The organism is Arthrobacter sp. NPDC093125 (genome assembly GCF_044754225.1).
Lineage (GTDB): Bacteria > Actinomycetota > Actinomycetes > Actinomycetales > Micrococcaceae > Arthrobacter.
Window position 1 is genome coordinate 444,023 of the sequence record NZ_JBIVOQ010000001.1, and the last position, 12,895, is coordinate 456,917.

The window sequence follows — 12,895 nt, forward strand, 5'->3', positions numbered from 1 at the left end:
CATCGGACGCTAACCTGAAACGACTGTGCTTCAGGACACAGTCATCGTGGAACCAACATCAGATGGCCGCCGTCGTCAGGAACATCCATGCCAACAGCCACAGCCCAGCCCGCCCGCCAGGAACTCACGTCCAGCGTCGCCGCTTCGTTCGACCACTGGAAGCACCTGGTCGCGGAGTCCTTCGTGCCGCTCGCGGCGAGGACAGCGGACGTGGACGGTTTCCGCGGGCAGATGCGGTCGCGGGTGGTGGACCGCCTGTCCATTATTGAGGTCACCGCCACCTCCCACGAGGTTCACCGGACACCGGCGCTGATTGCCCAGGCCGGCGAGCGCTACTTCAAGCTCAACCTCCAGCTGGAGGGGACAGGCCTCCTGATCCAGGACAACCGCGAGGCCCTGCTCCGGCCGGGCGACCTGGCGATTTACGACACCAACCGCCCCTACACCCTGACCTTCGAGGAAGAGGCGCGGATGATGGTGATGATGTTCCCGCGCGATGCCCTGTCGCTGCCCGCCGACTACGTGGGCCAGCTCGCGGCTGTGCGAATGACGGGAAGCGCCGGGCTTAGCGGGATGGTGGGGCAGTTCATCCGGCAGCTCTCCGAAAACCTGGAGGTCCTGGGCGGCCCCAGCGGGTCACGGCTGGCCACCAACGCCCTGGACCTGGTGTCCACCATGCTGCACGCGGAAATGGACATCTCGCCGGATCGGATGAAGCCGCAGGCCCTCCTGGCTGCTTCCGTGCGGGAATATATCGAGGCCAACCTGTCTGATCCCCTGCTGTCGCCGGCCAGCGTTGCCGCCGCCCACTTCATTTCCACCCGCCACCTGCACAATGTCTTCCACGAGTCCGGCGCAACTGTCGCCAGCTGGATCAGGACCCAACGCCTTGAGGGTGCCAGGCGCGAACTGCGGGATCCGCTGCATGCGGGCAAATCGGTGAGCGCCGTAGCCGCGCGCTGGGGTTTCCTCGACGCCGCACACTTCAGCCGCATCTTCCGCGACGCCTTCGGCGTTTCACCCAGCGACTGGCGCCGCGGGGCCTGACTGTCGGCTTCTGCCCTGGACCACCCACGGAGTCCGGCGGCATGTACCCGGACGGCCGAAAGCGATGCAGGACGGCTAAATAAGCCCCTGCGCGAGCATGGCGTCAGCCACCTTTACGAAACCGCCGATATTGGCGCCCAAGACGTAGTTGCCGGGCTCCCCGTACTCATCAGCGGTCGACGCGCAGCGGTCATGGATCCCCACCATGATGTCCGTGAGCCGCTGTTCGGTGTGCTCGAAGGACCAGGAGTCCCGGCTCGCGTTCTGCTGCATTTCAAGCGCCGACGTCGCAACTCCGCCGGCGTTGGCGGCCTTGCCCGGGCCGAACAGCACCCCGGACTCCTGGAAAACGGACACGGCTTCACGCGTGGAAGGCATGTTGGCGCCTTCACCGACAGCAAGCAGGCCGTTCCGCACCAGGCGGGCGGCAGCATCGCCGTCGAGCTCGTTCTGGGTGGCACACGGCAAGGCCACCGTTGCGTCGACGTCCCACACGGAACCGGCCTCCACATAGGCAACGCCGGAACGTCGCAGGGCGTAGTCCTTGAGGCGGCCACGTTCCGTTTCCTTAATCTGGCGCAGCAGCCCGACGTCGATCCCCGTCTCGTCCACGATGTAGCCGGAAGAGTCGGAGCACGCCACCACGGCGGCGCCGAGTGCCTGGGCTTTGGCGATGGCGTTGATGGCGACATTGCCCGAGCCTGAAACCACCACGCGCTGGCCGTCGAAGGACATTCCACGGGTTTTCAGCATCTCTTGCGTGAAGATCACTGTTCCGAAACCGGTGGCCTCGGGCCGGACCAGCGAGCCGCCCCAGGAGATGCCCTTGCCCGTCAGGACTCCAGATTCGTAGCGGTTGGTGATGCGTTTGTACTGGCCGAACAGGTAGCCGATTTCACGCCCGCCGACGCCGATGTCACCGGCCGGCACGTCCGTGTACTCGCCGATGTGCCGGTACAGCTCTGTCATGAAGGACTGGCAGAACCGCATGACCTCGGCATCGCTGCGTCCACGGGGGTCGAAGTCGGAGCCGCCCTTGCCGCCGCCGATAGGCATGCCCGTCAGGGCGTTCTTGAAGATCTGCTCGAAGCCAAGGAACTTCACGATGCCCAGGTACACGGACGGATGGAAGCGCAGGCCGCCCTTGTAGGGGCCGAGTGCCGAGCTGAACTCGACGCGGAAGCCGCGGTTTATCTGGACGCGGCCGGAATCATCGGTCCACGGCACGCGGAAGATGATCTGGCGTTCCGGTTCGCAGAGGCGCTCGAGGATTGCGGCTTCAAGGAGCTCGGGGTGCCGGTCATGAACCGGGCCGAGGCTTTCGAACACCTCGACCACCGCCTGATGGAACTCCGCCTCGCCGGGGTTCCGTGCCAGGACAGTGTCCCTGATGGCCTCAAGCCGTGCATCCATGAACGTCTCCTCTTTCTTTGCCCCGCGTTTCTACGCCGGCGGTGTGGCGACGGCCGGCTGGCCGGGGCGTAGCCCCGCCAAGGGAAGCCGGCCCGTCCGGGACGGGGCCCGTCCGCAGCGGCCGCCGTCCGCCGGCGGGATGTCGGGCCGGCTGCGCTGGCGTGTCCCGCGGATTGTGACTGACGCAGCCGCAGAAGCAGGCGGGGCAAAACACTAGTATTCCGTAATGTGATACTAACATCTCGAAAAATGGAATCAGGGGCTGCGCCGGCGTTGTGTGAGGAGGCTCTCCCGTGACGGACGTCTGCCTGCTCCTCTCCGGAGCAGCACTCCTGATCAACGGCCTCGCGGCCCTGAATGTGGTCCCCGCCCGGGACGCAGCCGTGTTCAGCCTGGTCATCGGCAGCGCGCAGTTGGTCCTTGGCGTTACCTACTTGGCTGGCACTGCCGTCACAGCCGGCGCCGCTGGTGCCGGACCACAGGTGCTGCTCAGCGCGTCCGGGATGTTCCTCTTCGGGCTGACCTACGTGTATGTGGGACTGGATTTCCTGCTGGGACTGGGCTCCAGGGGTCTCGGCTGGTTCTGCGGGATGGTGGCGGCCTTCGGACTGCTGCTGGCCGCGGCCTGGCTTCGCGACAATCCGCTGCTGGCGGTCCTTTGGCTGTGCTGGTCAGTGCTATGGGGCCTTTTCTTCGCGTCCCTGGCACTGGGGCTGGACAGCATCAAGCCGTTCACCGGCTGGGCGCTTGTGCTCACGAGCCAGGTGTCGGCAACCGTTCCGGCGTTCCTCGGGATGACCGGGCTCTGGCCCTACCGCACGGATGCTGCGGCGCTGGCAGCAGCCGGGCTGGCCGTCCTTTTCGTGCTGGCAGGCATGTTGGCCCGGCGCCGATCCTCCGAACCGCGCCGGGCCAACGATGTCACTCTCCCTCTGTCCGGGGAGACTGCACGTTAGCCGATGATGCGCACCAGGCCGGCGGCCCTTCGGGCGATCAGCACTTCAACGACCACACCGACGATGAAGACTGCGGGGACGGCCACCAGCAGGGCAGTCGCCGTCTCGGCGCTGCCGCCAATCAGTGAGGTGAAGTTGCTGACCACGAGGAACAGGATCCACGCCAGCAGCAGGGCCGCGAGCGCCGGCGCAATCAGCGTCTGCCAGGGCTGGCCATCCGCGCGCTCACGGCGGAAGAAGCCGACGACGGCGATCGAGCAGAGGATGTACAGCACCAGCAGTGCCGCCACAGCCAGTCCGCTGAACCAGGAGAAGAGGCTCAGAACGGGATCCGCGCCCAGAACGGCGAACGGGGCAACCAGCACGACGGCGGTGGCTGTCTGGATCCAGGCCGCTACTGCTGGCGCGCGGTGCCGGTTTGTCCGGGCCACCACGGCGGGCATGGAACCGCGCAATGCCAGCGAGTGGAGGTAGCGGTTGATCCCGTTGTGGAAGGCGATGATGCCGGCCAGCAGTGAAGTGACCAGCAGGACGCCGGTGACGGTGCCCGCCCAGGGCCCGAAGAGCTCCACCATGGGGCCCAGGACAAACGTGGTGGCGTCCCCCGATTCGAGGGCAGCGCCGGCGGCATCCACGACCTGGGCCGGGCCGTAGTAGCTGACCAGCATCCACGAGATGAAGGAGAAGAAGATGGCAATAACGCCCACAGACAGATAGGTGGCCCGAGCCACGGTACGGTGCGCGTCCTTGGCTTCCGCCGAATAGATGGCCGTGGATTCGAAGCCGAACATCGAGGCAACAGCGAACATGATGGCCACGCCTGGTGCGCCGGTGGCAATGGCTTCCGGCGAGAAGGACGCCGCGAGGCTCAGGCCTTCCGGCCCGCCGCCGCGGAACAGCACCGTGAAACCGAACAACAGCAGGACCGCGACTTCCAGCCCCACCAGGAAGGCCAGCACCTTGGCCCCGAGTTCGATGTTCATCGAGCCGAGCACCTGCACTCCGGCCATGGTGACCAGAGCCAGCAGCCACCAGGGCACGTCCAGGCCAACGGAGGCCAGCAGGCCCGAGAACACGGCGCCGTACAGCCCGTACATTGCGGCCTGGACAGTGTTGTAGGCCAGCAGCGCCAGCCACGCGGCACCCGCGCCGGTCTTCCTGCCGAATGCTGCTGTGACGTAGGCATAGAAGGCGCCGTTGCCCTGTACCTTCCGGCTCATCGCCACAAATCCCACCGCGAAGATGACGATGACGAGGCCCACGATGAGGTACGCGCCAGGAGCGCCGGCACCATTGCCGAGCGCTGCTGCGAGGGGTGAAGCACCTACGATGCCTGTCAGGGGCGCCTGGGCTGACAGGACAAAGAAGAGAATGCCCAACACGCCGATGCTCCCGGCACGGAGGGCAGTGGAGTGCTCCTTCGCCGGGGCCGCATCAGTGGTGCGGGACTCTGAATTCGAAATACTCATTGGATCCTTCTTAACGGTCATGAGCGCTGGGGGTTATAAGGAGGGCAAGGTGCCTGCTGATCTGTCGGCTCTTGGCCCGGGCTTTGCGGTCTGAGGGGTAGGGCACTTGTGATGTGCGCCATGAATTCCAGAATGACATCGGCGTCCCGCCGGGCCTTGTCGTGCAGCGATCAGTTGTTGTTCCTGAGCGCAGTCACATCCGGGACTGCCGGTTTCCCAGCAGCGAGGCGGCTGTGCAGGCGGCGTCCATGCCGCTTTCAATTGCCCCGTCGATGAATCCGCCCCAGCCGTTGGCGATGTCCGAGCCCGCGAACAGGATCCGGCCATGGGGGGCCTGCATCGCGGGCAGGTAGGTTGAAAGAAAGCCGGTGCGGTGCATGGGCCAGGTTTCCCCGGACAGCGGGTCGCCCACCCAGTCATGGCTGGCCACTGCAACCACCTCGGCTCCGGGCACCAGGCGTTCGAGCTGGGCCTGGACGGCGGCCGGATCCTCCATGTCGATTCTTGACGCATCGGGACCAAATCCGACGGCGATCGTGTCGCCGTCGAGCGTGCATTCCACCTGGAAGAAATTCAGGGGCCAGCCGGAAGCTCCCAGCGCCACGAAGGGCGGGTGTTCACCCCGCAGCCTGAACCAGACCTTGGCACCCCTGGCGACCTGGCCCAGGATGCAGCCTTCGACCTTCGCCGTCGGCAGCGGCGGCTCGAAAGCGACATTTTTCATGGCATGGAGCGGAACCGTGACAATCGCAGTCCGGGCGCGGACGGTCCGGCCGTCCGTGCTGCGGATGTTAACGAATGGCAGGTCGTCCGAGATGGCTTCCACGGTGAAGCCGTGCTCGATGCTCGCCTTCGAGTCCGTAAGGATCGCTGCAGCCAGAGCGGCAGTCCCGCCGGCGATTTTGTAGGTGGCGCAGGCTTCAAAGTTCACGGCCCAGTCGCCGTTGGTGAGGGCAACCCAGCGAAGGGCCTGTGTCAGGGCCGCATTCTCCAGCGGACCGTTAAAGTTCAGCGCCCAGAAGGACTCGAGGATGTCCCTTTGCGCACCTGCGGGGAATTGTGAACGGATCCGCTCCAAGACGGAAACGTTATCGATCGTTTTGAAATCCTCGCGGGCAAGGGGGCTGAAGGGCTCGGGAAAGTACTTGCGGGAGTCCTCGACGAACTCCTCGTTAAATTCGCCGATGAGCCTGAGCAGTTGGTCCGGCCCTCCCTCGTGGCGACGTCCCTCCGCCCACCAGAAGGCGCGCTCCGGCTCGGGGCTGGGCGTGGTTTCCAGTCCGTAGCGTTTCAGCTCAGCCCAGACATACGGCTGGGTCCAGTGCACCCACGTACCGCCGATTTCCAGATCCCGTCCGAGTCGGTGATCGAGCCATGTCCGCCCGCCGATCCGGTCGCGGGCTTCCAGGATATGAACCGTCAGGCCCTGTCTGCTGAGTTCGCGGGCCGCAGTGAGCCCGGCGAAGCCGGCGCCCACGACGACGACGTCGTACAGGTCGTGTTCCGTCTTGAGATCCATTGGACGCTCCTAGGAGTACACGAAGAATTCGACCGTGGGTGCAAGGACGGCCCATCTGGTGCGCGCGCCCTTGTTGAAGGAAGCGGCGCCGCCTGCAGTGAGATCATACGTTTCCCCGCCCTCCACTTCGATACGCAGGTGCCCTTCGACGATGGAAATCGTCTCGTCAGCGTGGATCACCAGGTCAAATGGCTCGGGCGCCTCCGCGGGCGCTATGTGCCAGTATCCACAGGCGAGTGCGGGGCGGTCGCCCTCCCCCAGCCGGCGGACCCACTGGACCTTGCCAAGTTCGAAGGGTTCATTTTTGTTCGGATCGAGGGCAGACGAAGTGGTGAAGGCAATGGGTTCTGACACGTTGGCTCCAGGTGTGATGTGCCGGCGGCAGTGCCGGACAGGTTCGGGTACCGGGTGGGGTGGAAGGGCGGGAAGCGATCAGTGGGCTGCATCACCCTCCGCAACAAATCTAAGCAAATGCTTAGTTTAAGTCAACGGCTGCTGCCGGCCTCTGTTTCACTGGCTAGACTCGGCTTATGAAGTCATCCCCGGCCCGCACCACGCTTTCGAAATACGGGACGGGCAAGGACGCCCTGCTCCGCGCTGCCGTGGGCGTGGTGGCGGCAAAAGGCCTGCGCGGCCTCACGTACCGCTCGGTTGCGGAAGCCGCGGGCGTGAACAACTCTCTGGTGGCCCATCATTTTGGCTCACGCGACGCCCTGATCGCGGCGGCCCTGGACTGGGCCACTGAGCAATCCATCAGCGCCTCCAGGCTCCGCGAAGCGGCAGCCCTCGGCCATTCCTTCACCGAGTCCCTGCTGGAGTTACTGCTGGCTGAACCCGAACTGCAGGTCTTCCAATACGAGATGATCCTGGAGGCGCGCCGGCGGCCAGAGCTCGCGGATGCGGTCTCCGCCCTTTACGAGAATTACGTCAGCGCCCTGGCCGACGGCCTGATGGCGTCCGGGTTGACCCGTAACGTTCAGGTGGTGGCCAGGACGCTGTTCGCTTCCCTGGACGGTCTGGTACTCCAGTACCTCGCCGGAGTGGAGCGCGATCTCATCGCGGCGTCACTGGAGGAAGTCCACGACGTGCTGCTCCTCCGGGCCGGTGCGGGCGGGCAGGCCTAAGCGGTACCGGGCTTGCCCGCTGCACCGCACTGCCAAGAGCGCACCGGCGGGCAAGCCGCCGCGGACGCGTTTTCAGCTGCGCAACTGCGCCTGCTGCAGCCAGGGCCGTGTTGGTGTTTGGCCAAGCTGGTCGTTGAATTCCTGGGCTTCCCGGTAGTAGTCCAGCAAGCTCAGGCGGGACGCGGCCGCAGGGTCCAGAATGACTACGGCCCGGCGGTGCAACTGCAGCACCGAGGCGGGGCAGTGGGCGCTGACCGGCCCTTCCACCATGGCCTGGACGGCGCCGGCCTTGTTCTTTCCCATGGCCACGAGCACAGCCAGCCTGGCTTCACGGATGGTCCCCAGCCCCTGCGTCAGGCACAGCCGCGGAACCTCGCCTCCCGGAAAGAACCGTGCGTTATCCGCCCGGGTTGCTCCGGCCAGGGTCTTCACCCTGGTGCGGGATACGAGCGATGACGTCGGCTCGTTGAACCCGATGTGGCCGTTCGCGCCGATGCCTAGGATCTGGACGTCCACGCCGCCGGCCGCAGCGATGGCGGCGTCGTACCGGTCAGCCTCGACAACCAGGTCCGGAGCGTCCCCCTGCGGGGTGATGAGCTGCTCCAGCGGGAGGTCCACATGATCTGTGAATTCCCGCCGGATGGTGGAGTAATAGCTCTGTTCGTGCTCCGGCGGCAGCCCGGCGTACTCGTCCAGGGTGAAGGCGCTGACCTGGCTGAAGCTGAGCTGCTCTTCCCGATGCCGCCTGATGAGCTCCCGGTACGTTGACTTCGGCGACCCTCCCGTGGCCAATCCCAGCACGGCCGGACCTTGCCGGACCCGGGCCTCGATGATGTCGGCGGCCCGGTGCCCTACATGGTCTGCGGACTCACACAGAATAATCTGCACGCGCATTCCTTTCATGAGTCAGTGGCCTGCCGGCCTTGTAAGCCTGGACCAGGTCAAGGTCTTCGGTGGCGACCAGCACGTCCGCGCGGTAGCCCACCGTTATGGAACCGACCGGAGGTGCACCGATTTGATTGGCACCGGTTTTGGCACCGACCTGTGCGGGGCCGGGCTGGTCCAGTCCCATGAGCCGCGCCGGGGTTGCCGAGGCGGCCGTGACTGCATCGGCCAGCGGCACGCCCCACTGCACGCAGCGGCGCAGATTTTCCAGCAGCAGGCTCGTGGCGCCGGCGATCGCTCCATGGTGCCCCTGGTCCCCCGCCGGAACCAGGCGGGCCACCCCGTCCTGCACGAGCACGTCGAGCCGGCCGAGGGTGTAGTGGCCGTCGGACATCCCGGCCGCGGCCATGGCATCGGTGACCAGGGCAACGGCGCCGGGGCCCACCATGCCGAAGACCATGCGGACGATCTCGGGGTCCAGGTGCACGCCGTCGGCCACGAGTTCCAGGACCATCTGTTCGGGTGACTGCTGCGCGGCCTGGAGCAGGACCGGAATGGGTCCTGGCGTACGGTGACCCAGCGGAGGCATGCGGTTGAAGAGGTGGGTTGCCGACCACCGACCGCGGGTGCCGCCAAAGCCGCCATCCGCGTCACCGCCGCCCTGGCCCCCAGCGGGCATGCTGGCAAGGGCGCCTGCCAGCGCCCTCCGGGTCAGCGACGCCGTTGCGTCGGTGTGCCCGAGCGACGGAACCACGCTGTAGCTCCGGCACAGGTCAACGAGCTCCGCGAAGTGGGCCGTTTCCGGGGCAAGCGTGACGGAACGCACCGTGCCCTGCCCTGCATCGAGCCACTGCTGCAGGAGCACCGGATCGCCGTCGATGATGGCGCGGGGGTCCTGCGCCCCGCACATGCTCTTGGTGATGAACGGCCCTTCCAGGTGCAGCCCGGCCAGCGAGCCGTCCTGCACCAGCTCCCGCAGCACCGCAATCTGCTCCAGCAGCACGCTGGAAGGCGCGGAGACGAGCGAGGCGAGCACCGACGTCGTTCCCTGGGCGGCGTGAAAAGCGGCGGCGCGGCGTGCGGGGTCCGCATCCGCCCCGAAGGTGTGTCCCACACCGCCGTGGCAGTGCACGTCCACAAGGCCGGGCAGGATGACCGGCACCTGTTCCGTCTCGACGCCGACGTCGGCGGGCAGCTCCGCCGTCGGGCCGCACCAGAGGATGCGCTTGCCGGCGATCACCACGGTGCCGTCGTCGATTACCTTTTGGCCGGGCCGGCCCGTGACGAGGCGCCCGCGCAGCCCCCGCGCGGCGTCGCCAGAGTCCGGCGGGGCCAGGTCAGCTCGCATCGGCCTTGGCCATCGAACCGTTCTCGTCTGTTTCATCTTCACGGCCCATGGTGCGCAGGTTCCAGCGCCGGATTACGAAGCGGAACAGCACGTAGTACACCGCGGCGTAGCCCAGGCCGATCGGTACCAGCAGGAGCGGATTCTGGGCGATGCCGAAGTTGAGCAGGTAGTCGATGGCTCCGGCGGAGAAGCCGAACCCGTGGTGGATGCCCAGGAAGTTGACCAGCATCATGGAGGTTCCGGTCAGGAAGGCGTGGACGAGGTAGAGCGGCCAGGCAACGAACATGAAGGAGAATTCAAGCGGTTCGGTGATGCCCGTGAGGAAGGCGGTGAGGCCGGTGGACAGCATAACGCCGCCGACGATCTTCTTCTGTGACGGTTTGGCCTCGTGCCAGATGGCGAGCGCGGCCGCGGGCAGGGCGAACATCATGATCGGGAAGAAGCCGGTCATGAAGACGCCTGCTGAGGGGTCGCCGGCGAAGAACCGGTTCAGGTCGCCGTGGGCGCCGTTGTAGTCCCCGATGATGAACCAGACGATGGAGTTCAGGATGTGGTGCAGCCCCAGCGGGATGAGCAGACGGTTAAGGGTGCCGTAGATGCCGCTGCCCACCACGGTGTTGTCCGCAACGGTGTTGCCCACCGCCGTCAGGCCGGTGTTGAAGAACGGGTAAATGAGGGCCATGACCACGCCGATCACGATTGCCGCGAACGATGTCAGGATGGGCACCAACCGGCGGCCGGCGAAGAACCCGAGCCAGTCCGGAAGGGTGGTGCGGTGGAACTTTTGCCACAGCCAGGCCGTGGTCAGGCCCATCACGATGCCGGCCAGCACGCCGTAGTTGATGACCGGGTCCTCGCCGCCTTCAGGCGCGGGACCCAGGACCAGCGGGGCCATGACCTTGAAAACGTTGGTCAGGACAAGGAAACCGACGACGGCGGCCAGCGCCGTTGATCCGTCGCCCTTCTTGGCGAAGCCAAAGGAAATGCCGACGGCGAACAGCAGCGGCAGGTTCTCAAACAGGGCACCGCCTGCGGCTCCGATCACCTGGGCGACGGTGGTCAGGGATTCGAACCGGCCCAGCAGGTCGTCCTGGCCCAGGCGCAGAAGCAGCGCCGCGGCGGGAAGGGCGGCGATGGGAAGCATGAGGCTGCGGCCGAACCGCTGCAGGTTCTGCAGGGCTTTGCCGCTGCCCTTGTCCTTGCCGGAAGCTTGGGGCGCTTTTTCAGCCGTGCCTGTGGCCTTGCCTGCGGGAGTGCCTGCTGCCCTACCCGTGGAATCGCCTGTGGAATTGCCTGGGGCCGGCGACGGCGATGCACCCCCGGTGGAGGCGGAGGGATTTTCCGTGGACATGTGTTCCTCGTTTCGAAAGGGGTGCTTGTGCGGAGATCTTGTGCAGGGATAAGGGATTCAGTAGAGTCTTGCTTACTGGTTATAACCAGTGACAGTCATCACTGTGGAGCGCATTGGGCTCAGTTGTCAACCTCAGACAGGAAAAACCTGCAGCGCCATCCTTCACCGGGAACGATCGGCCAACAAGCAATAACGAGCAATAGGAGTGGACATGTCCAAAGCAGAAATCATCCTCGCCGCCCTGGGCGGCGCCGATAACGTCGAAGAGATCGAAGGCTGCATCACCCGGCTCCGCACCGAAGTGGTGGACGCCGGCCGCGTGGACGAGGCCGCACTGAAGGCGGCAGGAGCCCACGGCGTCATGGTGGCCGGTACGGTGGTCCAGGTGGTTGTGGGACCCGAAGCCGAGAGCCTGGCAGAAGACATCCAGGACCTGATGTGAACAGGCCTGCTGTGAGCAGGGCCGACGTGAGCACGCCTGATCTAAGTGCAGCAGCCCCCGCCACGCCCATCAGCGTGGCTTCTCCCCTGCCCGGCCGCCTCATCCCGCTGGCCGAGGTGCCGGACCCCGTGTTCGCCAAGGGGCTGGTGGGCGGAGGCGCCGCCGTCGTTCCGGATGACGACGCCGGCGTGCTGACCGCCGTCGCTCCTCTGGACGGACGCGTCATCAAGGTGATGCCCCACGCGTACATCGTCCAGCATGCCTCCGGTCCGGCTGTGCTGGTCCACGTCGGCATTGACACGGTCAACCTGAAGGGCGAAGGCTTCAGCGTGCTGGCGCAGAAAGGTGACCAGGTCCGCGCGGGAGACCCCATGATCAGCGTCGACGTCGCGCTGGTCCGGTCGAAAAACCTCAGCATGTGCAGTCCGGTGGTGATCCTCGACACCGCAGCGGACGCCGTCGATACGCCGGAAAGCGGAGCGCGCGTGGAAGCCGGCGGGCACCTGTTTAATCTGCCCGGACAATAGACCCATGGACAAAGCAGGGGAACTGAAACACGTCTGGGTGCGCAAGCAGCTCCAGGACCTGGTGGCCACCACCCTGCGCCCCGGGGACGCCCTGCTGGGGGAACGCCAACTGGAGGAGCAGTTCGGGGTTTCCCGGATTACCGTGCGCCGGGCGATTTCAGACCTGGTGCAGGATGGCGCGCTGGTGCGGATCAAGGGCAAGGGGACCTTTGTCTCGCACGGGCTGGTGCGTTCGACCCTGCACCTGGCCTCGTTCAATGAGGACATGCGGGCGGCGGGCTTCGAACCCAGCACCCGGGTTATCAATGCAGCCCGGGCGGAGCCGCCCGCGCCGGCCGCCGAGCACCTGGGGCTGCTTCCGGGACAGGAGGCATACCAGGTGCGGCGGCTGCGGCTGGCAAACGGGACACCTGTCAGCGTTGACGAATCCTGGCTGCCGCCCGGGCCGCTTCCGGACCTGCTCTCGGAGGATCTGACCGGGTCGCTTTACAAGATCCTCTCCGCTTCAGGGCACCCGGTGGAGCATGCGGAACAGACCGTCGAGGCCGCTGCCGCCTCGGAGGAAACCGCCGCCCTGCTGGCAATCGAACCCGGCACGCCGGTGCTCCTCTTCAGGCGCCGCTCCTTCACCGGCCCGGAGGACCCCGGCACGCCCATCGAGTACTCCATCTCGACGTACCGCTCCGACCGGTACCAGGTCTCGATGCGGCTGGCCCTCGGCTGACCCGCACCCCTCACCCAACTAAGTAGCAGCACAGGCCGCTCCCAGCCCTGAAAACGACATCTGCTGCTACTTACTTGGGCGGGCGGGGGC

The 12,895-nt window shown here is 66.0% G+C and carries 13 protein-coding genes; 6 read left to right on the plus strand and 7 right to left on the minus strand.

Annotated features, from left to right (window positions below):
• Nucleotides 1-87 precede the first annotated feature (87 nt).
• Nucleotides 88-1,047 (plus strand): helix-turn-helix domain-containing protein, encoded by a 960-nt coding sequence (locus ACIP9X_RS02050; RefSeq protein ID WP_400478048.1) that lies wholly within the window; start codon nt 88-90, stop codon nt 1,045-1,047.
• Between the two features lie 75 nt (nt 1,048-1,122).
• Here the strand turns inward: ACIP9X_RS02050 and gdhA are convergent, their stop codons facing one another.
• Nucleotides 1,123-2,460 (minus strand): NADP-specific glutamate dehydrogenase, encoded by a 1,338-nt coding sequence (gene gdhA / locus ACIP9X_RS02055; RefSeq protein ID WP_400478049.1) that lies wholly within the window; start codon nt 2,458-2,460, stop codon nt 1,123-1,125.
• A 293-nt stretch (nt 2,461-2,753) separates the two neighbouring features.
• On the opposite strand from gdhA, the gene ACIP9X_RS02060 reads away from it, so the two are divergent.
• Nucleotides 2,754-3,416, plus strand: a complete 663-nt coding sequence (locus tag ACIP9X_RS02060) for an AmiS/UreI family transporter (RefSeq protein WP_400478050.1) — start codon at nt 2,754-2,756, stop codon at nt 3,414-3,416.
• On the opposite strand, the gene ACIP9X_RS02065 is transcribed toward ACIP9X_RS02060, so the two are convergent.
• The 3 genes from ACIP9X_RS02065 to ACIP9X_RS02075 all read right to left on the minus strand — a co-directional run bounded on the left by ACIP9X_RS02065 (nt 3,413) and on the right by ACIP9X_RS02075 (nt 6,758).
• Nucleotides 3,413-4,885: an APC family permease gene (locus ACIP9X_RS02065; RefSeq protein ID WP_400478051.1), complete on the minus strand. Its 1,473-nt coding sequence runs from the start codon at nt 4,883-4,885 to the stop codon at nt 3,413-3,415. The genes ACIP9X_RS02060 and ACIP9X_RS02065 overlap by 4 nt on opposite strands.
• Before the next feature lie 193 nt (nt 4,886-5,078).
• Entirely contained in the window at nt 5,079-6,404 is a 1,326-nt protein-coding gene (locus ACIP9X_RS02070) for a flavin monoamine oxidase family protein (RefSeq protein WP_400478052.1), read from the minus strand.
• A 9-nt stretch (nt 6,405-6,413) separates the two neighbouring features.
• Entirely contained in the window at nt 6,414-6,758 is a 345-nt protein-coding gene (locus ACIP9X_RS02075) for a cupin domain-containing protein (protein ID WP_400478053.1), read from the minus strand.
• Nucleotides 6,759-6,934: 176 nt separating this feature from the next.
• On the opposite strand from ACIP9X_RS02075, the gene ACIP9X_RS02080 reads away from it, so the two are divergent.
• The gene (locus ACIP9X_RS02080; RefSeq protein WP_400478054.1) at nt 6,935-7,528 is read left to right on the plus strand and encodes a TetR/AcrR family transcriptional regulator; all 594 of its coding nucleotides are present in this window, start codon (nt 6,935-6,937) and stop codon (nt 7,526-7,528) included.
• A gap of 72 nt (nt 7,529-7,600) precedes the next feature.
• Here ACIP9X_RS02080 and nagB read toward each other — a convergent pair whose 3' ends face one another.
• The 3 genes from nagB to ACIP9X_RS02095 are packed head-to-tail and all read right to left on the minus strand — an operon-like array spanning nt 7,601 to nt 11,112.
• On the minus strand, nt 7,601-8,416 hold the full coding sequence (gene nagB, locus ACIP9X_RS02085; protein WP_400478055.1) for a glucosamine-6-phosphate deaminase: 816 nt from the start codon (nt 8,414-8,416) through the stop codon (nt 7,601-7,603).
• Nucleotides 8,397-9,761 carry an N-acetylglucosamine-6-phosphate deacetylase gene (locus ACIP9X_RS02090; RefSeq protein WP_400478056.1) on the minus strand — a complete coding sequence of 455 codons (1,365 nt, stop codon included), beginning with the start codon at nt 9,759-9,761 and terminating at the stop codon, nt 8,397-8,399. Before ACIP9X_RS02090 ends, nagB begins: the two co-directional genes overlap by 20 nt.
• Nucleotides 9,751-11,112 carry a PTS transporter subunit EIIC gene (locus ACIP9X_RS02095; protein ID WP_400478057.1) on the minus strand — a complete coding sequence of 454 codons (1,362 nt, stop codon included), beginning with the start codon at nt 11,110-11,112 and terminating at the stop codon, nt 9,751-9,753. The genes ACIP9X_RS02090 and ACIP9X_RS02095 overlap by 11 nt, the downstream gene beginning before the upstream one ends.
• A 211-nt stretch (nt 11,113-11,323) precedes the next feature.
• On the opposite strand from ACIP9X_RS02095, the gene ACIP9X_RS02100 reads away from it, so the two are divergent.
• The 3 genes from ACIP9X_RS02100 to ACIP9X_RS02110 are packed head-to-tail and all read left to right on the plus strand — an operon-like array spanning nt 11,324 to nt 12,805.
• Nucleotides 11,324-11,554, plus strand: coding sequence for a glucose PTS transporter subunit EIIB (locus ACIP9X_RS02100; RefSeq protein ID WP_400478058.1), 231 nt, complete (start codon nt 11,324-11,326; stop codon nt 11,552-11,554).
• Nucleotides 11,555-11,580: 26 nt separating this feature from the next.
• Nucleotides 11,581-12,081 (plus strand): PTS glucose transporter subunit IIA, encoded by a 501-nt coding sequence (locus ACIP9X_RS02105; RefSeq protein WP_400478059.1) that lies wholly within the window; start codon nt 11,581-11,583, stop codon nt 12,079-12,081.
• A gap of 4 nt (nt 12,082-12,085) precedes the next feature.
• On the plus strand, nt 12,086-12,805 hold the full coding sequence (locus ACIP9X_RS02110; RefSeq protein ID WP_400478060.1) for a GntR family transcriptional regulator: 720 nt from the start codon (nt 12,086-12,088) through the stop codon (nt 12,803-12,805).
• Nucleotides 12,806-12,895: the final 90 nt, after the last annotated feature.

Excerpts from the sequence above, each read along its gene's own strand:
- ACIP9X_RS02050 (WP_400478048.1), top strand. The coding sequence starts at position 88 with ATGCCAACAGCCACAGCCCAGCCCGCCCGCCAGGAACTCACGTCCAGC.
- gdhA (WP_400478049.1), bottom strand. The coding sequence starts at position 2,460 with ATGGATGCACGGCTTGAGGCCATCAGGGACACTGTCCTGGCACGGAAC.
- ACIP9X_RS02065 (WP_400478051.1), bottom strand. The coding sequence starts at position 4,885 with ATGAGTATTTCGAATTCAGAGTCCCGCACCACTGATGCGGCCCCGGCG.
- ACIP9X_RS02070 (WP_400478052.1), bottom strand. The coding sequence starts at position 6,404 with ATGGATCTCAAGACGGAACACGACCTGTACGACGTCGTCGTCGTGGGC.
- ACIP9X_RS02080 (WP_400478054.1), top strand. The coding sequence starts at position 6,935 with ATGAAGTCATCCCCGGCCCGCACCACGCTTTCGAAATACGGGACGGGC.
- ACIP9X_RS02090 (WP_400478056.1), bottom strand. The coding sequence starts at position 9,761 with ATGCGAGCTGACCTGGCCCCGCCGGACTCTGGCGACGCCGCGCGGGGG.
- ACIP9X_RS02095 (WP_400478057.1), bottom strand. The coding sequence starts at position 11,112 with ATGTCCACGGAAAATCCCTCCGCCTCCACCGGGGGTGCATCGCCGTCG.
- ACIP9X_RS02100 (WP_400478058.1), top strand. The coding sequence starts at position 11,324 with ATGTCCAAAGCAGAAATCATCCTCGCCGCCCTGGGCGGCGCCGATAAC.
- ACIP9X_RS02110 (WP_400478060.1), top strand. The coding sequence starts at position 12,086 with ATGGACAAAGCAGGGGAACTGAAACACGTCTGGGTGCGCAAGCAGCTC.